A 23,497-nucleotide genomic window follows, 5' to 3' on the forward strand; every position below is an offset into this window, starting at 1 on the left:
GGTAACGGCGGCGCGCCCGGTGCAGCCCTGGCTCCGACGGGCCACGCCGGCAACCCCGGAAACGGCGGCAACGGCGGCTACGCGGCCAACGGCGCCACCGCCGGTGATTACGGGCCGGGCACCGGCGGTAACGGCGGCCACGGCGGAAACGGCGGCGACGCAATATTGAACGGCACCTCGGGCGGAAACGGCGGCAACGGCGGTAACGCCGGAATCGTCGGCAACGGCGGGAACGGCGGGAACGGCGGCAACGGCACGGGCGGCGGCACCTCTGCCCCCGGCAGCAACGGCGCGCACGGCGGCCACGGTGGCGCCGGCGGGTCCGGCGGGTCGGTTTCCGGCAACGGAGGAGACGGCGGCAACGGCGGTCATGGCGGCAATGGCCGGGCGGGGGCCAACGGCGGCGCCGGCAGCGCCGGCAAAGCCACGGGTAGCGACGGCACCACCGGCGGTAACGGCAGCGCCGGCGGCAACGGCGGCAATGGCGGTAACGGCGGCGCGCCCGGTGCAGCCCTGGCTCCGACGGGCCACGCCGGCAACCCCGGAAACGGCGGCAACGGCGGAGCCGGGGGCGCGGGAGGCAATGGCGGCGCCGGCGGCGCCGGCACCGACGGCTTCGATGCGCGCAGCGGATGGCACGGCGGGACCGGGGGTCACGGCGGCACTGGTGGCGCCGGCGGAAACGGAGGCAACGGCGCCACCGGCTTACCGACATCACCCCGATCCCACGGGACCCCCGGCGCCGGTGGCGACGGAGGCAGCGGCGGGAACGGTGGCCCAGGCGGTAGGGGCGGCCACGGCGCGCCCACCCTCTTCGGGTACGCCCCCGGCGGCAACGGCGCCGCCGGGGGTTCCGGAGGTCAGGGCGGCGCGGGCGGCAACAGCGGCACCATCGACGTGGGAGGCACGCCCACCTACTCCGGTGTCGGTGGCCACGGCGGCGCCGGCGGCGCAGGCGGAAACGGCGGCGACGGCGGCAACGGCTCACCCGGCGGTCAGGGCGGACTCGGCTCCGGCGGCGGCACCGGTGGTTCCGGCGGGAGCGGCAGTCCCCCGGGATCCATGGGCGAAACCGGGGCCGTCGGCAGTAACGGCGCCAATCCATAATTCATTGGTTCGCGCACCTTTCCTGCTTTAGCGCTTTAAATACGCGGTCCTTTCGTGCGCGCGTACGCACCGAACGTGCTCGCCGGCCGCACCTCCCCCTCAGCCGCATGGAGTAGTCGAATGGGGTTGCAGCGGTGGGCATTAGGTAGTCGGCTACGGGGCGCCCCATGGGCTACCTGTCCCACGATGTGACATCACAAGTTTCTTCGCGGGGTCGTGTGGCCTCGTCCTGCGAAAGGACGCTGATGTCGTCGTCTCTGGTAGTTGCGAATCCTGGATTCTTGTCCACAGCGGCGGCCGAGCTAGCCGGGATCCAGCGCGCGATCACGGCGGCCAATGCCGCGGCGGCCGGCGCGACGACGCAAGTGCTGACCGCGGCCGGCGATGAGGTGTCCGCCGCGATCGCAACGCTGTTCGGCAACCACGGCTACGAATACCAAGCGCTGAGTGAGCAGGCAGCGCTGTTCCATGCCCAATTCGCTCAAGCGCTGGATGCCGGTGCCCGGGCGTACACCGCGGCCGAGGCGGCCGCCGCCGCGCAGTTGCAGACGCTGGGGCAGGACGCGCTGGCCGCGATCAACGCCCAAACCCAGGCATGGCTCGGCCGCCCGTTGATCGGCGACGGGGCCGACGGAACGGCCGCTCACCCCGACGGCAGGCCCGGCGGTCTGCTCTATGGCAATGGCGGCAACGGCTTTTCGCCGACGGAAGCCGGTGTCGCCGGCGGTCGGGGCGGGGCGGCTGGGCTGATCGGTAACGGCGGGGCCGGCGGCCACGGCGGCAGCGGCGCCAACGGAGGCGCCGGCGGCCAGGGCGGATGGCTTTACGGCACCGGCGGGGCCGGCGGCAACGCCGGCGTCGGTGGCAGCGCTGGCGCCGGTGGAGCGGCCGGCCTGGTCGGCACCGGCGGAGCCGGCGGGCACGGCGCCGCGCACGGGGTTGGTGGTTTGGGTGGCCGAGGTGGATGGCTCTACGGCGCCGGCGGCGCGGGCGGCAACGGCGGCGTCGGCGGTGTCGCCGGTCAGGGCGGGGCTGCCGGGCTGATCGGCACCGGCGGCGCCGGGGGCAACGGCGCCGAAAACGGAGACGGCGGCGCCGGTGGCCATGGCGGACGGCTTTACGGCGCGGGCGGCGCCGGTGGCCATGGCGGTGCGGGCGGCAACGGCGGTCAGGGCGGAGCCGCCGGACTGATCGGCACCGGCGGAGCCGGCGGCAACGGCGCGGGAACCGGCGACGGCGGTGACGGGGGCACGGGCGGATGGATCTATGGCGCCGGTGGAGCCGGCGGCCACGGCGGCGCCGGCGGCAATGGCCAGGCCGGCGGCCACGGCGGTCAGGGCGGGGCGGCCGGACTGCTCGGCACCGGCGGAGCCGGCGGAACGGGTCAAGGCGGTGGCGACGGCGGCGACGGGGGCAGCGCCGGACTGCTATACGGCCGCGGCGGGGCAGGCGGCGATGGCGGCTCCACCGCCGTCGCAGGTCAAGCGGGCGGCGCCGGCGGGGCCGGCGGGTCGGCAGGTCTGTTCGGCGAGGGCGGCCAAGGCGGGGCCGGCGGAACCGGCGCGTCCGGGCAGGCGGGCGGCCGCGGCGGTGACGGCGGCGCGGGCGGGTGGCTCGGCGGCAACGGCGGGGCCGGTGGCGCCGGCGGCAACGGCGGCAGCGGTGCCGGCACTGGCGGAAACGGCGGTGCCGGCGGGACGGCCCGGGCGTTGCTCGGCTGGTCTGGTGGCGCTGGCGGGGCCGGCGGCACGGGCGGCGCCGGTGTTGACGGGGAGATTGGCGCCGCCGGCGGGACCGGCGGCACGGGCGGTATCGGGGGTGCCGGTGGCGCCACACACGCGTTGCTCTTCGGTACCGGCGGCGCCGGCGGGGTCGGCGGCAACGGCGGCACGGGCGGCGCCGGCGGCGACGGTGTCAACGGGGTGGGCGTAGACGGCGGCACCGGTGGCGCAGGAGGCACCGGAGGTCACGCCGGCGCGGGCGGCGCCGGCGGCGCGGCAGGTGTTTTCGCCAGAGCCGGGCAAGCGGGCGCCGCGGGAACCGGCGGCACCGGCGGCGCGGGCGGCAACGGCGGAAACGCCGAGGGCGTCGCCCCCGACGGCACCGGTTTGCGAGGCGGCGACGGCGGGCAGGGGGGCAAGGGCGGCAACACCTTCTACGGCGGTATCAACGGTGACGGCGGCCAAGGCGGCAAGGGAGGAACCGGCGCCGCCGGCGCTACCGGCGATCCAGCGTCCAACATCAACGGCGGTGACGGCGGCCGGGGCGGCGACGGTGGTGCGGGCGGCGCCACCGGCACCGGTGGCTTCGGCGGCACCGGGGGCCGCGGCGGGGTCGGTGGGACCGGCGGCGCCGGCGGCGTCGGCGGGCATGGGGTCGGCTTCGCTTCCGGAGGTATCGACGGTGGACGTGGCGGCGATGGTGGCACCGGCGGGGCCGGCGGAACCGGCGGCGCCGGCGGGGTCGCGTTGTCGGCCACGGGCATTCAAGGCGCCGGCGGGGCGGGCGGTACCGGCGGGGCCGGCGGGGTCGCGGGCGATGGCGGTGATGGCGGTGCCGGGCAATGGGGTGTCAACGACGGCACCGGCGGTCGCGGCGGTGACGGTGGCGATCCTGGTGCCGGCGGCGCCGGTGGCCAGGGCGGGGCCGGATCCACCCAGGGTGCGGCCGGTGCCGACGGTCTTGCACCTGCGAGCGGCGGCAACGGCGGCAACGGCGGTAGAGGCGCCGACGCCGAACCGGCGCTCGGCCTGGGCGTCCAGGGAGCCACCGGCGGAACCGGTGGAGCCGGCGGCAACGGCGGATTAGTCGGCAATGGCGGCAACGGTGGCGCGGGCGGCAACGGCGGCAACGGCGGCCTTGGCGGAACCGGCGGAACCGGCGGACGCGGCGGCGACGGCGGAGCGGGCGGGAAAGCGTTGTCTGCCGGCGGTCAAGACGGCGTCCAAGGCGTCGGCGGCAACGGCGGTCAAGGCGGCAACGGCGGCCAGGGCGGCAACGGCGCCGACGGTGCGAACGGTCACGCGAGCGTCAACAACGGCGCCGGCGGTCGCGGCGGTGACGGCGGCAACGCCGGTGCCGGCGGCGCGGGCGGCCTGGGCGGCGCCGGATCCACCCAGGGTGCGACCGGCGCCGACGGCCAGGCGGCTACCACCGGCGGCAACGGCGGCAACGGCGGCAGGGGCGCCGACGCCGAACCGGTTCTCGGCGTCGGCATCCCGGGCGGCAACGGCGGGAACGGCGGTGCCGGCGGCAACGGCGGGTCGGTGGGCAACGGCGGCAACGGCGGCGATGGCGGCAACGGCAGTGCCGGCGCTGCGGGCGTGGGCGGGTTCGTTGGCACCGTGACTGGCGGTACGGGCGGCACCGGCGGCTCCGGCGGCACCGGCGGAGCGGGCGGCAACGGCGGCGTGCATGCCGGCAACGGCGGGAACGGTGGAGCCGGGGGCACCGGCGGCGCGGGTGGCCGTGGCGGTGACGGAGGGCATGGCCTGGAATTCGGCAACCCGGGCGCCGACGGCGGTAAGGGCGGCGACGGCGGCGCTGGGGGAACCGGCGGCCGGGGCGGCGACGGCGGAGCCGCCGGGATAGCTCTGTCTGTCACGGGACAGAACGGCACCCAAGGCGTCGGCGGCAAGGGCGGTCAGGGCGGCAACGGCGGCATGGGCGGCGACGGCGGCGACGGCTCGAACGGTGATATGAGCGTCAACAACGGGACGGGCGGCCGCGGCGGTGACGGCGGCAACGCGGGGGCCGGCGGTGCGGGCGGCCTGGGCGGGTCCGGCTCCACCGACGGGGCCAAGGGCGACGACGGCGTTGCGGCCACCAGCGGCGGCAACGGCGGCAACGGCGGCAGGGGCGCCGACGCCACCGAACCGGGCGGGGTCGGCGGCACCGGAGGCGCGGGCGGCAATGGCGGCTCGGTGGGCAACGGGGGCAACGGCGGCGACGGCGGCACGGGCGGCACCGGCGTACGTGGTGACGACGCCACCGTCGCTGGCCAGACCGGTGGCAACGGCGGCACCGGCGGTGACGGTGGAGTGGGCGGAGCCGGCGGCAACGGCGGCGTGCTGGCCGGCAACGGGGGGAACGGCGGGGCCGGCGGCACCGGCGGGATTGGCGGCACCGGCGGTACCGGTGCCCGTGGTGCGGACGGATTCTTTCTCGGCAGTGACGGCGGCGACGGCGGCGACGGCGGCAACGGCGGCAACGGCGGCAACGGCGGGACCGGCGGCGCCGGCGGCAAGGCGCTGTCGAGCTCCGGGCAGGACGGCATCCAAGGCGTCGGAGGTGACGGAGGCCGCGGCGGCAATAGCGGCCGGCCGGGTAATGGCGGCAACGGCGCCGACGGCGGCAGCTTCTTTGGCAACGCCAACGGCGGTGACGGCGGCAACGGCGGCAACGGCGGCACTCCAGGCAACGTCGGATGGGGCGGCGGCGGCGGCGCCGGCTCAACGCCCGGCAAAATCGGCGAAAACGGCGAGGTCAACCTGGGCCTCGTCGGCCACGGCGGCAACGGCGGCAACGGCGGCGACGGCGCCGGCCCCGGCGGCCATGGCGGTAAGGGCGGAGCAGGCGGCAACGGAGGCCTCTACGGCATTGGGGGTAAAGGCGGCAACGGCGGCAACGGTGCCACCGGCGCCACCGGCGCCGCCGGTGGGCCCAGCGAGAACGGCGGCACGGGGGGCGCCGGCGGAAATGGCGGAGACGGGGGCGACGGCGGCTGGGCCGGAGTTTTCGCAGGCGCATTCCAAAATGCGAGCGGCAACGGCGGTAACGGCGGAATGGGCGGCACCGGCGGCACCGGGGGTGCCGGCGCCAGCGGGTTGAGCGGTGGCATGGGCGCAACCGGCGGAGCGGGAGGCCAGGGCGGGGCCGGTGGCAACAGCTATGGGCAGCGCCCCGGTGACGGCGGCAACGGTGGGGCCGGTGGTACCGGTGGCCAAGGCGGTGCCGGCGGCGGCGGAGCGTTTGGCCAGGGGCCGGGCGGCTTCGGCGGGACTGGCGGTAACGGCGGCGACGGCGGCGACGGTCTCTTCGCCGGCAATGGCGGCGTCGGCGGTGCCGGCGGTCCAGGTGGGGATGGCCAACCCAACGGCGGCTCGGGCGCACCCGGCCAGCTCGGCGCTCCTGGTTCCGGTCTGTAAGAGCGAAGGCTTTCGGGATTCCTGACGGGGGCTTTCGCCTGCCGTTGTTGACGCTCGGCTGAACGTGCGTTTAGTGTACTAAACATGCGTTCAGCCGACTTGACCGCGACCGCCCGAATCCGCGACGCGGCCATCGAGCAATTCGGCCAGCACGGCTTCGGCGTCGGCCTGCGCACCATCGCCGAGGCCGCCGGAGTGAGCCCCGCACTGGTCATCCATCACTTCGGGTCCAAGGACGGCCTGCGCAAAGCGTGCGACGACTACATCGCCGAAGAGATCCGCAGCGAGAAGTCCGCCACCATTCAGTCCAACGACCCCGCGACCTGGCTGGCCGCACTGGCGGAAATCGAGTCCTATGCGCCCATGATGGCCTACCTGGTGCGCAGCATGCAGTCCGGCGGCGACCTGGCGACCATGTTGTGGCAGCGCATGATTGACAACACGTACCAATACATGCAGGAGGGTGTGCAGGCCGGCACCATCAAGCCCAGCCACGACCCGAAGGCCAGGGCCAAGTTTCTGGCCCTGGCCGGTGGCGGCGGCTTTCTGTTGTATCTGCAGATGCATGAAACGCCAACGGATTTGCGTGCGGTGCTGCGCGACTATGCGCGCGAGATGGTGTTGCCGGCCCTCGAGCTCTACACCGAGGGGTTGATGGTGGATCGCACGATGTACGAGGCCTTTCTGCAACGGGAGGATCCCTTGTCAGGGACAGGAGAATCGCATGTCAGCTAACCATTCCCAAGCAGCCATCGATGTTCGCGGTCTTACCAAGAACTTCGGTGCGGTTCGAGCCCTCGATGGCCTTGACTTGACCGTGCGGGAAGGCGAAGTGCACGGCTTCCTCGGCCCCAACGGGGCAGGCAAGTCGACCACCATCCGCATCCTGTTGGGCGTCGTGAAAGCCGACGGCGGAACCGCGCGCCTACTGGGCGGCGACCCATGGACCGACGCGGTGCGGTTGCATCGTGAAATTGCCTATGTGCCAGGTGATGTCACGCTATGGCCGTCATTGACCGGCGGCGAGACCATCGACCTGCTGGCCCGCATGCGCGGCGGCATCGACGACAAGCGCCGCGCGGAGCTGATCGAGCGCTTCGAATTCGACCCGCACAAGAAGGTGCGCACCTACTCGAAAGGCAATCGCCAGAAGGTATCCCTCATTTCGGCCTTCTCGTCACGGGCTCGGTTGCTGTTGCTGGACGAGCCCACCAGCGGCTTGGATCCGCTGATGGAGAAGGTGTTTCAGGATTGCGTACGTGAAGCTCGGGACCGCGGAGTCACAGTCCTGCTGTCCAGCCACATCCTGGCCGAAACCGAGGCGCTGTGCGAGCGGGTCACCATCATCCAGGCCGGTAGGACCGTCGAGAGCGGTTCACTGGAATCGATGCGCCACCTCAGCCGTACGTCGATAACAGCCGAAATGATCCATATACCAACCGATCTCAGCCGTATCAAGGGCGTCGAAGACATCAGCGTCGAGGGCAACACGGTACGGGCACAGGTCGACAGCGAAAGTCTGGGCGAGCTCATCCGGGTGCTCGGCGACGCGGGTGTGCGCAGCCTGGTCAGTCAGCCGCCCACCCTCGAGGAACTCTTCCTGCGCCATTACAGCGTCAACGGTGAGCGTGCGGAGGTGCCGTCCCGATGAGTACCGCACTGCTTGATCGTCCGCCTGAATTCCCTGTGTCACATCGGAGTTCGAATTTCGTCGGCACGCTGCGGTTGTTGCGCCTGTATCTGCGCCGCGACCGGGTGGTGCTGCCGCTCTGGGTATTGCTGCTGTCGGTGCCGCTGGCCACCGTCTACGTCGGCAGCGTCGAGAAGGTCTACCCCACCGCTACCGACCGGGCCGGCTTGGTGGCCTCGATCATGGCAAGTCCGGCCCAGCGTGCGCTCTACGGCCAGATCTACAACGACACCCTCGGGTCGGTCAGCCTGTGGAAAGCGAGCATGTTTCACGCGCTCATCGCGGTAGCCGTGATCCTTACCGTGATTCGCCACACCCGCGCCGACGAGGAGAGCGGGCGGGCCGAACTGATCGACTCGACCGCGGTCGGCAGGTACGCCAGCCTCACGGCGGCGTTGCTGCTGTGCTTCGGCGCCTCGATAGTTACCGGCGCGATCGGTGCCGCCGGGCTACTCACCACGGCCGTTCCGGCGAGCGGATCGTTGGCGTTCTGCGCGGCGCTGGCCGGCTCCGGGTTGGTCTTCACCGCGGTGGCCGCCGTCGCCGCCCAACTGTCCCCCAGCGCCCGCGTCGCCCGCGGTTTCGCGTTCGCGGCGCTTGGCACGGCGTTCACGTTGCGCGCCATTGGCGACGCCGGTTCCGGTGGGCTCTCGTGGATTTCGCCGCTGGGTTGGTCGCTACTGGTCAAGCCCTACGCGGGTGACCACTGGTGGGTGCTGACGCTGCATCTGGCCACCACGGCCGTCCTCACCGCGGTGGCCTATTGGTTACTGGCGGGCCGCGATGTCGGTGCCGGACTCATCGCCGAGCGCCCCGGACCCGGCTCGGCCGGACCGGCCCTGAGCAACGTCTTCGGCCTGGCGTGGCGGTTGGACCGCGGCGCGCTCTTGGTGTGGACGGTCGGACTCGCCCTGTACGGCTTGTTGATCGGCAGTGTGGTGTACGGCATCGGCGACGAACTGGGTGACACTGCGGCCGCGCACGACATCGTTGCGCGGTTGGGCGGAACCGGCGCGATGGAGGACGCCTTCATCACCGTCGGGTTCGTGATGCTGGGCATGATCGCGGCGGCGTTCGCGATCTCGCTGACACTGCGCCTGCACCAGGACGAGTCCACGCAACGAGGCGAGACCGTGCTAGCCGGCGCCGTGTCTCGGACACGATGGCTGGCAAGCCATTTGGTGATCGCAGTGGGCGGATCTGCGGCCGCGATCCTGATTTCCGGCTTGGCCGCCGGGTTGGCCTACGGGACGGCCGCCGGCGACATCGCCGGGAAGCTGCCCAAAGTGCTGGGCACCGCGGCGGTACAACTACCCGCCGTGTGGCTGCTGGCTGCGGTGACCATCGCCCTGTTCGGAATTGCGCCGCGTTTCACCCCGGTGGCGTGGGGTGTTCTGGTCGGCTTCGTCGCGCTGTATCTGCTCGGTTCGTTGGCAGGATCACCCCAATGGCTGCTGAATTTGGAGCCGTTCGCGCACATCCCCCGCGTCGGCAATGACTTCACGGCCGTACCGGTGCTGTGGCTATTGGGCATGGATTTGGTGCTGATCACCTTGGGGGGCATCGCGTTTCGCCGGCGCGACCTGCGTTGTTAGGAGGGGACATGAAGACCGCACTCCAGGCGTTGGCATCGGGACTGATCGGTCTGCTGGTACTCGCTGCGATCCTGTTCGTCCCTGCCGGCACGGCGAATTATTGGCAGGCATGGGTTTTCGTCGCCGTTTTCACGCTGGGAACCATCATCCCAAGCCTCTATCTGGGTCGAACCGACCCAGATGCGTTACGCCGACGGATGCGCGGCGGCCCGTGGGCGGAGGCCAGGACAGCGCAGCAGGTCATCATCGTCGCAGCCTTTGCGGTGTTGTTCGTGATGATGGCGCTGAGCGCACTCGACCATCGCTTCGGTTGGTCGTCGGTGCCTGCTGCAGTCTCGGTGGTCGGCGACGTCCTGGTGGTGACCGGGCTGGTCGCGGGCGTGCTGGTCGTCGTACAGAACAGCTACGCCGCTGCCAACATCACCGTGGAGGCGGGTCAGACGGTGACCTCCGACGGGCTCTACGGCATCGTGCGACACCCGATGTATGCCGCGAACCTGTTCCTGATGACGGGAATCCCGTTGGCGCTGGGCTCGTACTGGGGGCTGCTGCTACTCGTCCCGGGAGTGCTGGTGCTGGTCGCACGCATCCTCGACGAGGAGAAATTGCTGACGCAGGAACTGGCCGGATACCGCGAATATCGCCGGCGGGTGCGCTATCGGTTGGTCCCGTACGTCTGGTAGCGCACCCATGTCGCTGCTCGCGCAGCGTGCTCGCTTCCGGTCCATCACGCGTCTAAGGTAGCGGCGTGGCCGTAGATCCGGCACCCGCACTGGACCGACCGTGGCGGCGTCCCGGCGCCTTCCGGTATGCGCTCGAACGGATCCGCGGGATTGCCAAACCGCCCGTCACGGTGACCGATCCCCCAACCGACATCGTCGTCGAACGCGACGTCGAGGTGCCCACCCGCGACGGAACGACGTTGCGGGTCAACGTCTTCCGGAAGCCTGAGCTCGGGCCCCGGCCGGTCATAGTGAGCATCCACCCGTACGGGAAGGACAACCTGCCGTCCCGCAAGCGCAAACGGTGGACGTACTCGCCGCAGTACCGAATCCTGCGTCAGCCCAAGCCGCTGTCCTTCTCGGCCCTGACCGGTTGGGAGGCCCCCGATCCGGCGTGGTGGACGCCGCAGGGATTCGTCGTCGTCAACGCCGACGTGCGCGGCTGCGGTCATTCGGACGGCACCGGCGACCTGATGTCTCGCCAGGAAGCCGAGGACACCTACGACCTGGTGCAGTGGGCGGCCGACCAATCGTGGAGCGACGGCCGAGTCGTCATGCTCGGGGTGTCGTACCTGGCCATCAGCCAGTACGCGGTGGCCGCGCTGCGGCCGCCCGCGCTGCGCGCGATCTGCCCCTGGGAAGGGTTCACCGACGCCTATCGCGACCTACTGTTTCCCGGCGGCGTTCGGGAGTTCGGCTTCACCCGGATGTGGGCGCGCAACGTTCGTCGCGCCACCCGGCAAAGCCACGATTTGGCGCAGATGCAGGAGGAACATCCGCTGCGGGACGAGTACTGGCAGTCGGTGGTACCCGACCTGTCGGCCATCGAAGTGCCCATGCTGGTCTGCGGCAGCTTCTCGGACAACAACCTGCACAGTCGCGGTTCGATGCGGGCCTTCACCCGGTGCGGCTCCAAACAGGCCCGGCTCTACACCCATCGCGGCGGGAAATGGGAGTCGTTCTATTCCGACGATGCGCGGGCCGAGCAGTTGCGCTTCTTCCGAAATGTGCTCGACAGCAATGACTTATCGGAATACGGCGCTTCGGGCGGCGCTTCCCGCAGTGTGCGCCTCGAAGTGCGGGAGGACCGCGACACCGTTGCCGAGGTGCGCGAGGAAGCCGAATGGCCGCTGGCGCGTACCCGTTGGCGCCCCCTGTATCTGGCCGGCCCCGGCCTGCTGGCACCCGAGCAGCCGATTGTGTCGGGCAGCATCACGTTCGAGACCCATTCTCGGGCAGCCGCTTTCAATTGGACGGTGCCCGACGACATCGAATTGACCGGGCCGATGGCGGCTCGTCTATGGGTGCAGCTGGATGGCTGCGACGACGCGAACCTGTTCGTGGGCGTGGAGAAGTGGCGCGCCGGGGAGTTTGTCGAGTTCGAAGGTTCTTACGGCTACGGACGCGACCGGGTCACCACCGGATGGCAGCGGGTGGTGTTGCGCGAACGCGACCCCGAGTTGTCGCGCCCGTGGGAGCCGGTGCCCGCCTGCACCAGGATTGCGCCCGTCAAGACCGGTGAAGTCGTCGCCGTCGATGTGGCCCTCGGACCGTCGGCGACGTTGTTCCGCGCCGGCGAGCAGCTCCGGCTCGTCGTCGCCGGACGCTGGTTGTCGCCGCGTAACCCGCTGACCGGTCAATTCCCGGCGGCCTACCCCGACCCGCCGCGCGGCTTGGTCACGCTGCGCTGGGGGCCTCGTTACGACGCACACCTGCTGACCCCGCAGATTCCTCGGTGATGCCCGCGTTGATGCTGCGCCCTGGGCGGGGTCTTCTCGCATTTCGCCGCCCTGGGCGCAGAGTCAATGTCCCCCGAAATGCGGTCCTCCGAGACCTGTAACCCTGCGCTAGATCCAGACGCCCTTGCCTACCGCGACGACGCCGCCGGCACTGATCGCGAACCGCTCCCGGTCCTTCTCCAGATCCACCCCGACCATCTCGCCGGGTCCGACGACGACGTTCTTGTCCAGGATCGCGTGGCGCACCACCGCGCCGCGGCCTACCCGCACGCCCGGCATGAGCACGCTGCCCTCGACGATCGCGCCGTCATCGACCACGACATTCGACGACAACACCGAATTGCGCACCGAGGCCGCCGAAATGATGCTCCCGGCGCCGACGACCGACTCCTGAGCAGAGCCGCCATTGACGAACTTGGCCGGCGCAAGGTTCTCTGATTCGCCGCGGATCGGCCAGCGCTTGTTGTACAGGTTGAACACGGGGTGCACCGACACCAGGTCCATATGGGCGTCGTAGAAGGCGTCCAGGGTCCCGACGTCACGCCAGTAGCCCCGGTCCCGATCGGTGGCCCCGGGCACTTCGTTGTCGCTGAAGTCGTAGACGGCGGCCATGCCGTCCTGCACCAACCTGGGGATGATGTCGCCGCCCATGTCGTGATCGGAATGGTCGTCATCGGCGTCGGCACGGATCGCGTCGATGAGCACCTTGGTGGTGAAGATGTAGTTGCCCATCGAGACGAACGTGCTCTCCGGGTCGTCGGGCGTTCCGGGCGGGTCCAGCGGCTTCTCGACGAAGTTGCGGATGCGGCCCGACTCATCGGCGTCGATGCAGCCGAATGCGCTCGCGCTTGCGCGCGGAACCCGGATGCCGGCCACGGTGGCGCCGGCCCCGCTGTCGATGTGGAACCTGACCATCTGCTCTGGATCCATGCGGTACACGTGGTCGGCGCCGAAAACGACGATGTAATCCGGATCTTCGTCGTAAATCAGGTTGAGCGATTGGTAGATCGCATCGGCTGAGCCGGTGTACCAGCGCGGACCGAGGCGCTGTTGGGCCGGCACCGGGGTGATGTACTCGCCGGCCAAGCCCGACAGCCGCCAGTTCTGGGAGATATGGCGGTCGAGCGAGTGCGACTTGTATTGGGTCAGAACGCAGATCCTCAGGTACCGGGCGTTGACGAGGTTGGACAGCACGAAATCGATCAGCCGGTATGCGCCACCAAAGGGGACGGCGGGCTTGGCACGGTCCGCCGTCAGCGGATAGAGCCGCTTGCCCTCGCCGCCGGCCAGAACGATGCCCAGCACGTGTGGCACTTCCCTCATGGGTCAAACCTATCGGCACCTGCGGACCCCTGCCAGGGGAACAGCACTCCCGGCCGCTCTGACGGGCTGTCCGTCAAGGTGTTTGGCCCGTCCGGGCCGTGTTGATTCGGCGTTGCGGCGGTCTTCGGCATGGATTCGGCGGGGCCTCGGCGGGATCGGACTGTTCGGCTTGCCTTGGCGCGCTGCGAGGTCGGCACCTTCGCGGTTAGGGTGCCTTTGTGCGCGTCGCGATGATGACTCGGGAGTACCCACCCGAGGTGTATGGGGGGGCCGGGGTGCATGTCACCGAACTAGTTTCGCAGCTGCGCAGGCTGTGTGCGGTCGACGTGCACTGCATGGGCGCGCCTCGGCCCGGCGCCTTCGCCTACCAGCCCGATGCGCGGCTGCGCAACGCGAACGCGGCCCTGTCCACCCTGTCGTCGGACCTGATCATGGCCAATGCCGCCAGTGCGGCCACCGTCGTGCATTCCCACACCTGGTACACGGGAATGGCGGGCCATCTGGCCAAGTTGCTGCACGACATCCCGCACGTGCTTACCGCGCACTCGCTGGAACCGAAGCGACCGTGGAAGGCCGAGCAGCTTGGGGGCGGCTACCGGATCTCGACGTGGGTCGAGCACACCGCCGTGTTGGCCGCCGACGCGGTGATCGCGGTCAGCTCCGGCATGCGGGAGGACATGTTGCGGGTCTACCCCACCCTGGATCCGTCCGCGGTCCACGTGATCCGCAACGGCATCGACACCGACGTGTGGTACCCGGGTGGGCCCGTGCGCACCGGGTCGGTACTGACCGAGCTAGGAGTGGACCCGCACCGGCCCATTGTCGCGTTCGTCGGGCGCATCACCCAGCAGAAGGGTGTCTCCCACCTGGTGGCCGCCGCTCACGATTTCGACCCCGACATTCAGTTGCTGCTGTGCGCGGGCGCGCCCGACACCCCCGAGATAGCCGCTCAGGTGGAATCCGCGGTCTCCGAACTCGCGCGCAGCCGCAGCGGGGTTTTCTGGGTAAGGGACATGCTGCCGATCGGCAAATTGCGGGAAATTCTGTCAGCCGCAACGGTTTTCGTGTGCCCGTCGATCTACGAACCGTTGGGAATCGTGAACCTCGAGGCGATGGCCTGCGGGACTGCGGTGGTGGCCTCGGACGTGGGCGGTATACCCGAGGTGGTTTCCGACGGCATCACCGGGACGCTGGTGCACTACGACCCCAATGACCCGCGCAAGTATGAAGCCGGGCTCGCCGAGGCCGTCAACGCGCTGGTCGCCGACCCGGCCAGGGCGGGGAGATACGGCCAGGCGGGGCGTCAGCGCTGTATCGAGGAATTCTCCTGGGCCCAGATCGCCGAACAGACGCTGGAGATTTACCGGAAGGTATCCGCGTAACCCACGCCACGCGGCATACGTCCGGTTCGCGCGGGTCTAGCTGGTGACGCCTTTGAGCTCGTCACCAAGCGCAGCGGCCTCGTCCGGAGTCAACTCGACAACCAGACGTCCACCACCTTCGAGTGGTACCCGCATCACGATGCCGCGCCCCTCCTTGGTTGCTTCCAGAGGACCGTCGCCGGTCCGGGGCTTCATCGCCGCCATCGAGTGCTCCCTCCGAATTCGAGCTGGCCCGTCGCTGTCGACCTGGCCGGCGCCGAGCATGCCCCGCCAGTGGATTTCCAGCCACACCCGGCACTGAACTGCCAAATCACCCCTCTATTGTTCCTTATCCGCGTGACTGGGTGTACGAGACCCGGTTTTCCATCCACAATGAGCGCCTCGATGCCAACTTATGACCTCCTCCGTCAGCGTGGAGATGGCACCCAGCAGCCCAGAACATGGTCGTCAACCATGCCGGTGGCCTGCATTAACGCGTAGGCGGTGGTAGGGCCGACGAACCGGAAACCGCGACGCTTCAGCTCCTTGGCCATGGCTTTGGACTCGGGGCTGGTAGCGGGGATCTCCGAGAACTCGGCAAACCGGGGCCGCGGTGGCGGCGCGAACGACCACAGCAGCTCCGACAGGTCTTCCGGTGAGCCCAGCTCAACGGCTGCCCGGGCGTTGGCGATCGTCGCCTCGATCTTTGCCCGGTTGCGCACGATTCCAGCGTCGCCAAGCAGGCGCTCCACGTCGGCGTCGCCAAAGCGCGCGACCTGCTCGATGTCGAACCCAGCGAAGGCGCGTCGGAAGTTCTCTCGCTTACGCAGGATGATCAGCCAGGACAGGCCGCTCTGAAACGCCTCCAAGCTCATCCGTTCGAAAAGCGCCGTCCCGTCCCGTAGCGGTCGACCCCACTCCTGGTCGTGGTAGTCGCGGTACAACTCGGCGTCAGGGCCCTCGCGCAATGACTCCGCCCAGGAGCACCGCACCAGGTCCACCTCGGAAGCGGCGCTCATGTGGGTCCCGACCTTTCTTCCACGACGGCTTCGCCGTCCGGGAGCTCCGGCTCTTCGGCTTCGTCCTCGGCCGGCTCGGCCGGCGGACCGGGCGATGCGCGCGTCGCCGCCAGCTGGCCGCGCAGCACCTCGATTTCTCGGCCTAGGCGGTCCAGCACCCAGTCGACCTCGCTCGTCTTGTAGCCACGCAGCACCTGGGTGAACTTGACCGCGTCGACGTCGGCGCCGGTGACCCCGTACGCGGGCAGGACCGTCGCTGTCGTCGCCCGGGGCAGGGGCGGCAACTGCTCACCGCGACCGAACAGCAGCACGGCCGCGCCGAACATCACGAGTGCTACCAGGACCAGTACCACCAGGTAAACCAACACCAACGCCACGGAGACGATATTGCCCTATGGCACCGACAAGATCTGGCTAGCGGGGTCTGAGCACCTTCATCGGCGGCCGGTCGGCCAATGAGACCGGCAACGTGTGCGGGCTGAAGCCGTCTCCGACCGGGACGAACTGCGTCAGTCCGATCCCGGAGTCGGGGACTCCGCACCGCGAGAGCAGCGTCGCAATCACCTGACGGCTCATTGCGCCGAGTTCGGACAAGGGTCGGTTGCGGTGTGCCCGCACGCCGAGATTGACCTGCGCGATCGCCTCCAGGCCCAACCGGTCGAAGGTGTCGACCAGCAATCCGATCTCCACGCCGTAGCCCGGGGCGAACGGGAGCGACGTCAGCAGCTCCCGGCTGGCCGCGTACTCGCCGCCCAACGGCTGCAACACGCAGCCGAGTTCCGGTCGCAGTGCCGCCAACAGTGGGCGTGCCACCAGCTCGGTGACCCGTCCCCCGCCGGTGTCGCCCGCGGTGCCGTCGGCGTCGCCGACATTGAGTGGACGCCGGTAGAAGCTCTTGACCAGGTGGATGCCCTCCCCGGTCAGCAGCGGTCCGACCAGCCACGGCACGAACATCGGGTGGGGGTCGATCAGGTCGGAGTCGACGAACACGATGATGTCGCCGGTGGTCGCCGCCAATGAGCGCCACAGCGCCTCGCCCTTGCCCGGCCGGGTGGGCACCTCGGGCAAAGCCTGTTCGCGGCTGACCACACGCGCGCCGGCGGCGATGGCGCGAATTTCGGTGTCGTCGGTAGAGCCGGAGTCCAGCACGATCAGTTCGTCAACCAGGTCGCCGAGCAGCGGTGAGATGCTCTCCACCACCGATTCGATTGTTTCTTCCTCGTTGAGGGCCGGCAGGACGACCGAGATCGTTCGGCCCAACTTCTTCTTGGCCGCCACGAGCTCGCTGACCGTCCAGGTGGGACGGCCGTATACGTGGACTCCGTCGCTGGTGAGATCACCTGCGACGAGTTCCGAAGCTGTCATGCCAGTCCCCTCACCGTGCGCGTCGGCGGGCGCGTCCCCTGGATCGAGGCCACCATTTCCAGCACTCGCCTCGTGGCTATCACCTCATGCACCCGAAACATGCGGACACCGGCTGCCGCCGCCAGCGCCGTGGCTGCCAGCGTCCCTTCCAGGCGCTCGGTCAACTCCACTCCCAAAGTCTCCCCGACGAAGTCCTTATTGCTCAAAGCCATGAGCACTGGCCACCCGGTCTTAACAAGATCGCCCACGTGGCGCAATAGGACCAGCCCGTGGAAGGTGTTCTTGCCGAAGTCGTGCGTCGGGTCGATCAGCACCCTGTCGCGGGCTACGCCGGCCGCGACGGCCCGTTCGGCGGCGGTGACGACCTGGCGAAGTACATCGTCCACCACTCCCCGGGTAGTCGTACCGTAATTCACCCGGAACGGACGCGTGCGGGGTTGCGCCCCGCCGGTGTGCGAGCACACCAGGCCGGCGCCGAATTCGGCGGCCACTTCCGGCAGCGTGGGGTCCACGCCGGCCCAGGTGTCGTTGATCAGGTCCGCGCCCGCCGCGCAGGCCAGCCTGGCCACTTCAGAGCGCCAGGTGTCGGCGCTGATCAGCTGGTCAGGGTAGGTTTCGCGGACCCACTCGATGAATGGCACCAGCCGCGCGACCTCGGTCTTTGCGTCGACCGTTTCGCCTGGGCCGGCCTTGACGCCGCCGACATCGATCACGTCTGCGCCCTCGGCGATGGCGCGGTGCACGGCGTCGCGGGCGGCCTCGTCGGTGAAGGTCGCACCCCGGTCATAGAAGGAATCCGGGGTGCGGTTGATGATCGCCATGATCAGTGAGCGATCTCCGGCGACCGGTCGGCCACACAGCGTCGTTTGCACGCCCTCCATAGTGCCTGGTGGGTCGGGGGTCTGGGTGGGGGCGGCTGGGCGCTGGTGACGCTTGGGGCATCGCGTGGGGCGTGGGGCGGGCGGCGTTGCGCGTCGCGTTGGGCGTCGCGTTGACACTGCACATTTAGCGGCGTCCTCTCGCACTTCCCCGCCCAGGACGCAGAGTCAACGCGGTGGCGGGGTTGGCGCGCGTTGACACTGCAGAATTGGCGGCATCTTCTCGCACTTCTCCGCCCAGAACGCAGACTCAACGCGACCGCCCGAGGCGTCGCGCTGACACTGCACATTTGGCGGCATCTTCTCGCACTTTTCCGCCCAGGACGCAGACTCAATTGCGGTGTCAGTGTGCCCCGCCATCATGGCTGGGCATGGGGCCTGGGCAGCAACCATTCATCGGCAGTGAGGCACTAGCCGAGGGGAGGTTGACGCGGCATGCGTTGCGCACGTACTACCGCCCCATCTTCCCGGGTATTTACCTGGACAAGCGGGTCCAGCCGTCGCTGCAACATCGCGCGGTCGGCGCCTGGCTGTGGTCGCGCCGAGAAGCGGTGGTGGCGGGCGCCGCGGCGTCGGCGCTGCACGGCGCAAAATGGGTCGACGACACGACGCCGATTGAGTTGATCTGGGGTAACGCCAGAGCGCCGCGGGGCATCGTCACGCGTAACGACCGACTGCTGGAAGGCGAAATTCATCGACTGCGCGGGATTCCGGTCACGACGCCAGAACGCACTGCGTTCGACATCGGACGGCGTGGCCTCATAGGCCGGGCCGTGGCAAGACTCGATGCGCTCGCGGCGGCCGTCGACTTCAAGGTGCGCGATGTCGAGGAGTTGGCTGGCAACCATCGTCACACGCGAGGCCTGCGTCAATTGGAGAAGGCGTTGGACCTCGTCGACGGTGGCGCGCAATCGCCGAAAGAAACCTGGCTGAGGCTGCTGTTGATCGAAGCGGGTTTCCCGAAGCCTCGGACGCAGATTCCGGTGCTCGGCCCCGACGGCTGCCCCAAGTACTTCCTCGACATGGGCTGGGAAGACATGATGGTGGCCGCCGAATATGACGGTGAACAACATTGGACCGACCCGGCTCAACACGCGCGGGACGTAGACCGCCAGGAGTACATCGCCTACGTCGGCTGGACCAATATCAGGGTGGTCGGCCGCCACCGGCGCGACGACGTGATCCGTCGCGTTCGGCAGGCCTGGAATGCTGCGAAAAGGCGTTGACTCTGCGTCCTGGGCGACAAAGTGCGAGAAGGCACCGCCAAAAGTGCAGTGTCAACGCCACGCCACCCCGCCCGTCGCGTTGACTCTGCGTCCTGGGCGGGAAAGTACGGGAAGACACCGCCAAAAGCGCAGTATCAACGCGAAACGCGAAACGCGAAAGGCTAGGAGCTAGCGCGGACGCTTACCGGCGGCCACCTCGGCGGGGTACTCGTCGTAGTAGGGCACGTAGCCCTCCTCGCGCCCAGCCAGCACATACAGCGGGTCTTCGATGTCGGGGCCGTACGCCTCTTTGCGAAGGTCCACCTTGCGGCTCTTGAACGTGGTGGTGTGCTCCAGCGATTCGACGACCCGCACAAAGAGTGGCAGCGCGTAGACGGGCAGATCCCCGTACACGGTGCTGGCCAGCCTTTTGCCGTCGAACTCCGCACCCTCACGCAGCTTTATCGCCGCCATCCCGGCGCGCCCGCCGGTATTCGGCACCTCGACGCCGTACACCGTGCATTCCTCGACGTTCTTGTCCGAGGACAGCGCGGCTTCGACCTGGGTGGTCGCGACGTTCTCACCCTTCCACCGGAAGGTGTCACCCAAGCGGTCGACGAACGCGGCGTGGCCAAGACCTTGCGGACTCATCACGTCACCGGTGTTGAACCAGCAGTCGCCCTCCTTGAAGGCGTTGCGCACCAACTTCTTTTCGCTCGCTGACTTGTCGGTGTAGCCGTCGAACGGCTGCAACCTGTTGACCGGGCTGAGCAACAAGCCGGGCTCGCCAGAGGGCACCCGTCGCACCCGTCCGTTTTGGTCACGCAGCGGCTCTCCGGTGTCCGGGTCGTACTCCACGTAAGCCAGCGGTATCGGCGATATACCGGTGGTCCCGGGCACGTTGAAGATGTTGATGAACGCCGAAGTCCCCTCGCTGGCAGCGTAGAACTCACAGACCCGTGGGATGTTGAAGCGCGAGGTGAACTCTTCCCAAATCTCCGGCCGCAGCCCGTTCCCCGCGATCACGCGCACCTTGTGGGCCCGGTCGGTGGGCTTGGCCGGTTGGTTGAGCAGGTACCGGCAGACCTCCCCGATGTAGACGAACGCGGTGGCGTCGTAGGCGATCACTTCATCCCAAAACCGCGACGCGGAGAACGACTTGCCCAGGGCCAACGTTGCACCCGAATTGATCGTCGAGGACACCGCGACCGTCAACGCGTTGTTGTGGTAGAGCGGCAGGCAACAGTAGAGCGTGTCAGATGGCTTGAGGCGCAACCCCAATCCGCCGAAGATCGCCAGGGCACGGAGCCACCGCTGATGGCTCATCACGCTGGCCTTGGGGAACCCGGTGGTGCCCGAGGTGAAGATGTAGAACGCGGTGTCTTTCGTCCGCACCGACGACACGGATGCCGGGTTGGTGGCCGGCGCCGTCGCGGCGAACCGTTCCAGGTCCTCGATGGTCAGCACCTCGCCAGCGTCCTCGCCGGCCATACCGCCGCTTTCGCTGATCGCGCTGACCAGGTCCGACTCCGCGATCAGCACCTTCGACTTGAGCAGGCCCAGGCTGTGCGCCAACACCTCACCGCGCTGGTGGTAGTTGAGCATCCCGGCGACGGCTCCGCATTTGACCGCCGCCAACATCGCCAACACCGCGTTAGGCGAGTTGCGCAGCATGATGCCGACGACGTCGTGGGGGCCGACTCCCCGGGCGGCGAGCACAGCCGCATACCGGTTGGCGGCCGCGTTGGCGTCGCGGTAGGTCAACTGCTGGTCGCCGAACCTCAAGAAGACCCGGTCACCGTAGCGAGCGGCGCGGTCCTGGAAGACGCTGCCGATCGACACCTTGGACGTGGGCAGCGCGAGCAGTCCGGTGCGCACCCCGCGCAAAATGGACGGCGTGTCGGCCAGCAGGCTGGGCAGTTCGGACGCGATGTGCCTGAACTTGACGCTTGCCTTCGCGCTGTCGTCGTGATTAGCCAATGAATCCTCGCTTCGCGGTGAGATTAAAGTTTTCCGCTCAAGCCGGCGAGCACGCCTCCAGCGCCGCGCTCACCTTATCGACCAGTGTGAGCCGTTCCATCGCTGCCTCAGTGATGTAACCCCTGTCGACCAACCCGTTCAACCACACGATCAGGCCGTCGTAGTGGCCCCACGGGTCGAGCAAAACGATCGGCTTTTCGTGCGCCGCGAGATAGCCGCCGGTCCACGCGTCAAACATCTCGTCGAGCGTGCCGACACCGCCCGGTAGGACGATGAACGCGTCGGCACGGTCCTCCATGACCTGCTTGCGTTGCCGCATCGTGGCGGTGACGATCAGCTCGTGGGCGTCGGTGTCAGCCACCTCACGTCGCATCAGCATTTCCGGGATGACGCCGACGGTGTAGCCACGGCGTGCTCGCGCCGCAGTCGCCACGGCACCCATGGCCGAGACATGCCCGCCGCCCCACACCAGAGTCCAGCCCCGCTCAGCGATCGCCTCGCCGAGTTCTGCGGCCAGCCCGAGCAGTTCCGGGTGGGTGGGACCGGCGGCGCAATACACGCATATCGCCCACTCGGTGGACGCGGCGTCACGGGACATATACCGAAACGTAGACCAAGTCGCCGACATACTCATGACGCAAGGGATAATTCGGCAGTGTCGATTCGATGGGACGTCCCGCAGCACGCGGAGGCGTTGGAGCGGCTGAACGCCGCACTGGATGACGAAGCACATCGGGGCGCGGTTGTCCTTGGACCCGACGGGGTCGGCAAATCCACGTTGGCGCGCCAGGCCGCCGAACAACTCTGCGAGCGGCATCCGGCAACGCTGACACGGTGGGTCGTGGGCACCCCGACCGAGCGAGTGGTTCCGTTCGGCGCCTTCGGCCACCTGGTTGACATCTCCGAAATCGGAAAGCCCGCAAGGCTTTTACGGGCTGCCCGCGCCTCGCTGGTCCGCGCCGGCCAGGAGAGCGACCTGCTGCTCATCGTCGACGAGGCCCACGACCTGGACATCCTGTCAGCCACCCTGGTGTATCAATTGGCCCTCGCCGGGGCGGCGCGCATGATCGTCACCGCGCGTGCCGATGTCGCACCCGAGCCGATCGCGGCGTTGTGGTCCGATGGTCTGTTGGAGCGGATAGACCTTGAGCCACCACCCGGCGCGGAGAGGCAATCGACGCCAGCCGAAGTAGACGCGTTCCTGGCCGGGCTGCCCGACCCCGCTCGGCTGGTGCTGGACTATCTGGCTATCGCCGAGCCGCTGACGGTCGCCGACCTCACCGTCCTGGCCGGTGACGGAGCGGTGCGTCAAGCGGAGGAGTTGGGCGCGGCCGAGACCCGAGTGCGCAACCATGACGACGACGAACCCGTGGTCTACACGGCGCACCCATTGTTCGGCGCGCGCGCACGTTTGTTACTGGGTGCCGAGGGTGCACGCCAGCGACGTACCGAGGTGGTCCGGCTGCTGTCGGGCCATCCTTGCGAACACCTCAGCGACCGGCTGCGGTTGGCGTCCCTGGCGGTGGACAGTGACGCACCGCAGCCGGTGAGTGACGTTGTCGACGCGGCACAGCAGGCACTGCGCTTGGGTGATCTCAAGCTCGCCGAGCGGTTGGCGCGGGCGGCGCTGGATCGTTCCGAGGTGCTCCAGGCGCGTCTAGTACTGGGCCAGGCACTGGCGTGGCAGGGTCGGGGCCGCGAGGCGGGTGTGGTCTTGGCCGCCGTCAATCCCGCCGATTTGTCGGAAACCGAGTTGATCGCCTGGGCGGTGCCCAAGGCGGCGAATCAATTCTGGATGCTCGGCGAACCCGAGAAGGCCACCGCCTTTCTGCAGACGACCCGCAACCGGGTCACCGAGCCGGCCGCACGTACCACGCTGGACGGCCTGACGGCCACGTTCGCAATGAACGCCGGAAATCTCACGCGCGCAATATCTTTGGCCAATCAGGTGTTGTCCGTTCCAGACGCCGGCGACCAGGCCGTGGCCTGGGCGGCAAGCGCGGGAGTGTTGTCGTCAGCACGAATGGGCCGACTGGCCGATGTCGATCGGCTCGCAGAGAGGGCGGCGGAAGTCGAGCATCCCGGGTTGCTGCGATTCACTGTCGGCCTGGGCCGGATCATTTCGTTGGTGATGGCCGGGCAGGTCGAGGACGCTCAGGCACTTGCCCAGCGCTTCACCGACTTTGCCGAGCTGCAGCAGCCGGGCCGGTCGGTCGGTGAGGTGTTGTTGGCGTATGTGTTGCTCATCAAGGGTGAGTTCGCAGCCGCCGCTTCACTATTGGGTCCGGCCGGTGCGGTGTTGGAGCGGTCCGGTTATTCGTGGGGTCCATTGTCGTTGACGTTGTTGGCGACGGCTATTGCGCAGC

General features: G+C 69.1%; 17 protein-coding genes and 1 pseudogene. 10 read left to right on the top strand and 8 right to left on the bottom strand.

Annotated elements, in window-relative coordinates:
* The 7 genes and pseudogenes from BST27_RS32625 to BST27_RS25680 form a co-directional block, all read left to right on the top strand.
* Positions 1–1,107, top strand: a pseudogene (locus BST27_RS32625) (PE family protein); the annotation flags it as partial.
* A 245-nt stretch (positions 1,108–1,352) separates the two neighbouring features.
* Positions 1,353–6,254 carry a PE family protein gene (locus BST27_RS25655; RefSeq protein ID WP_083148675.1) on the top strand — a complete coding sequence of 1,634 codons (4,902 nt, stop codon included), beginning with the start codon at positions 1,353–1,355 and terminating at the stop codon, positions 6,252–6,254.
* An 84-nt stretch (positions 6,255–6,338) separates the two neighbouring features.
* Positions 6,339–6,989, top strand: coding sequence for a TetR/AcrR family transcriptional regulator (locus BST27_RS25660; RefSeq protein ID WP_069421826.1), 651 nt, complete (start codon positions 6,339–6,341; stop codon positions 6,987–6,989).
* Entirely contained in the window at positions 6,979–7,905 is a 927-nt protein-coding gene (locus tag BST27_RS25665) for an ABC transporter ATP-binding protein (RefSeq protein ID WP_069421827.1), read from the top strand. The genes BST27_RS25660 and BST27_RS25665 overlap by 11 nt, the downstream gene beginning before the upstream one ends.
* Complete coding sequence (locus BST27_RS25670; RefSeq protein WP_139805366.1) at positions 7,902–9,539, top strand: ABC transporter permease; 1,638 nt, start codon at positions 7,902–7,904, stop codon at positions 9,537–9,539. Before BST27_RS25665 ends, BST27_RS25670 begins: the two co-directional genes overlap by 4 nt.
* Before the next feature lie 8 nt (positions 9,540–9,547).
* A complete protein-coding gene (locus BST27_RS25675; RefSeq protein ID WP_069421828.1) occupies positions 9,548–10,222 on the top strand; it encodes a methyltransferase family protein in 675 nt (224 codons plus the stop codon).
* Positions 10,223–10,287: 65 nt separating this feature from the next.
* Positions 10,288–12,000 carry a CocE/NonD family hydrolase gene (locus BST27_RS25680; protein WP_069421829.1) on the top strand — a complete coding sequence of 571 codons (1,713 nt, stop codon included), beginning with the start codon at positions 10,288–10,290 and terminating at the stop codon, positions 11,998–12,000.
* 108 nt (positions 12,001–12,108) lie between these two features.
* Here BST27_RS25680 and glgC read toward each other — a convergent pair whose 3' ends face one another.
* Positions 12,109–13,323 (bottom strand): glucose-1-phosphate adenylyltransferase, encoded by a 1,215-nt coding sequence (glgC, locus tag BST27_RS25685; RefSeq protein WP_069421830.1) that lies wholly within the window; start codon positions 13,321–13,323, stop codon positions 12,109–12,111.
* A gap of 218 nt (positions 13,324–13,541) precedes the next feature.
* On the opposite strand from glgC, the gene glgA reads away from it, so the two are divergent.
* Entirely contained in the window at positions 13,542–14,705 is a 1,164-nt protein-coding gene (gene glgA / locus BST27_RS25690) for a glycogen synthase (RefSeq protein ID WP_069421831.1), read from the top strand.
* Between the two features lie 36 nt (positions 14,706–14,741).
* Here the strand turns inward: glgA and BST27_RS25695 are convergent, their stop codons facing one another.
* The 5 genes from BST27_RS25695 to folP form a co-directional block, all read right to left on the bottom strand.
* The gene (locus BST27_RS25695; protein WP_003406247.1) at positions 14,742–14,909 is read right to left on the bottom strand and encodes a DUF3117 domain-containing protein; all 168 of its coding nucleotides are present in this window, start codon (positions 14,907–14,909) and stop codon (positions 14,742–14,744) included.
* Positions 14,910–15,112: 203 nt separating this feature from the next.
* Positions 15,113–15,703 carry a DNA-3-methyladenine glycosylase I gene (locus tag BST27_RS25700; protein WP_069421832.1) on the bottom strand — a complete coding sequence of 197 codons (591 nt, stop codon included), beginning with the start codon at positions 15,701–15,703 and terminating at the stop codon, positions 15,113–15,115.
* Complete coding sequence (locus BST27_RS25705; protein ID WP_069421833.1) at positions 15,700–16,080, bottom strand: DivIVA domain-containing protein; 381 nt, start codon at positions 16,078–16,080, stop codon at positions 15,700–15,702. Before BST27_RS25705 ends, BST27_RS25700 begins: the two co-directional genes overlap by 4 nt.
* 37 nt (positions 16,081–16,117) lie before the next feature.
* Complete coding sequence (locus BST27_RS25710) at positions 16,118–17,068, bottom strand: glucosyl-3-phosphoglycerate synthase (RefSeq protein WP_069421834.1); 951 nt, start codon at positions 17,066–17,068, stop codon at positions 16,118–16,120.
* The gene (folP, locus tag BST27_RS25715; RefSeq protein ID WP_139805367.1) at positions 17,065–17,949 is read right to left on the bottom strand and encodes a dihydropteroate synthase; all 885 of its coding nucleotides are present in this window, start codon (positions 17,947–17,949) and stop codon (positions 17,065–17,067) included. Before folP ends, BST27_RS25710 begins: the two co-directional genes overlap by 4 nt.
* Before the next feature lie 368 nt (positions 17,950–18,317).
* On the opposite strand from folP, the gene BST27_RS25720 reads away from it, so the two are divergent.
* On the top strand, positions 18,318–19,172 hold the full coding sequence (locus BST27_RS25720; RefSeq protein WP_069421835.1) for a type IV toxin-antitoxin system AbiEi family antitoxin: 855 nt from the start codon (positions 18,318–18,320) through the stop codon (positions 19,170–19,172).
* Between the two features lie 168 nt (positions 19,173–19,340).
* Here BST27_RS25720 and fadD6 read toward each other — a convergent pair whose 3' ends face one another.
* Positions 19,341–21,131 carry a long-chain-acyl-CoA synthetase FadD6 gene (gene fadD6, locus BST27_RS25725; protein ID WP_069421836.1) on the bottom strand — a complete coding sequence of 597 codons (1,791 nt, stop codon included), beginning with the start codon at positions 21,129–21,131 and terminating at the stop codon, positions 19,341–19,343.
* A gap of 37 nt (positions 21,132–21,168) precedes the next feature.
* A complete protein-coding gene (locus BST27_RS25730; RefSeq protein WP_069421837.1) occupies positions 21,169–21,729 on the bottom strand; it encodes a cytokinin riboside 5'-monophosphate phosphoribohydrolase in 561 nt (186 codons plus the stop codon).
* A gap of 57 nt (positions 21,730–21,786) precedes the next feature.
* Between BST27_RS25730 and BST27_RS25735 the strand changes: the two genes are divergently transcribed.
* Positions 21,787–23,497, top strand: a 1,711-nt coding sequence (locus BST27_RS25735; RefSeq protein WP_083148677.1) for an ATP-binding protein, incomplete at its 3' end; no start/stop codon positions are given.

Source organism: Mycobacterium intermedium (assembly GCF_002086275.1).
In the GTDB taxonomy this organism is placed as follows: Bacteria; Actinomycetota; Actinomycetes; order Mycobacteriales; family Mycobacteriaceae; genus Mycobacterium; species Mycobacterium intermedium.

Coding starts and splice junctions, on each gene's coding strand:
- BST27_RS25655 (WP_083148675.1), top strand. CDS start 1,353: ATGTCGTCGTCTCTGGTAGTTGCGAATCCTGGATTCTTGTCCACAGCG.
- BST27_RS25660 (WP_069421826.1), top strand. CDS start 6,339: ATGCGTTCAGCCGACTTGACCGCGACCGCCCGAATCCGCGACGCGGCC.
- BST27_RS25665 (WP_069421827.1), top strand. CDS start 6,979: ATGTCAGCTAACCATTCCCAAGCAGCCATCGATGTTCGCGGTCTTACC.
- BST27_RS25670 (WP_139805366.1), top strand. CDS start 7,902: ATGAGTACCGCACTGCTTGATCGTCCGCCTGAATTCCCTGTGTCACAT.
- BST27_RS25675 (WP_069421828.1), top strand. CDS start 9,548: ATGAAGACCGCACTCCAGGCGTTGGCATCGGGACTGATCGGTCTGCTG.
- glgC (WP_069421830.1), bottom strand. CDS start 13,323: ATGAGGGAAGTGCCACACGTGCTGGGCATCGTTCTGGCCGGCGGCGAG.
- BST27_RS25695 (WP_003406247.1), bottom strand. CDS start 14,909: ATGGCGGCGATGAAGCCCCGGACCGGCGACGGTCCTCTGGAAGCAACC.
- BST27_RS25700 (WP_069421832.1), bottom strand. CDS start 15,703: ATGAGCGCCGCTTCCGAGGTGGACCTGGTGCGGTGCTCCTGGGCGGAG.
- BST27_RS25710 (WP_069421834.1), bottom strand. CDS start 17,068: ATGACAGCTTCGGAACTCGTCGCAGGTGATCTCACCAGCGACGGAGTC.
- folP (WP_139805367.1), bottom strand. CDS start 17,949: ATGGAGGGCGTGCAAACGACGCTGTGTGGCCGACCGGTCGCCGGAGAT.
- BST27_RS25720 (WP_069421835.1), top strand. CDS start 18,318: ATGGGGCCTGGGCAGCAACCATTCATCGGCAGTGAGGCACTAGCCGAG.
- BST27_RS25730 (WP_069421837.1), bottom strand. CDS start 21,729: ATGTCCCGTGACGCCGCGTCCACCGAGTGGGCGATATGCGTGTATTGC.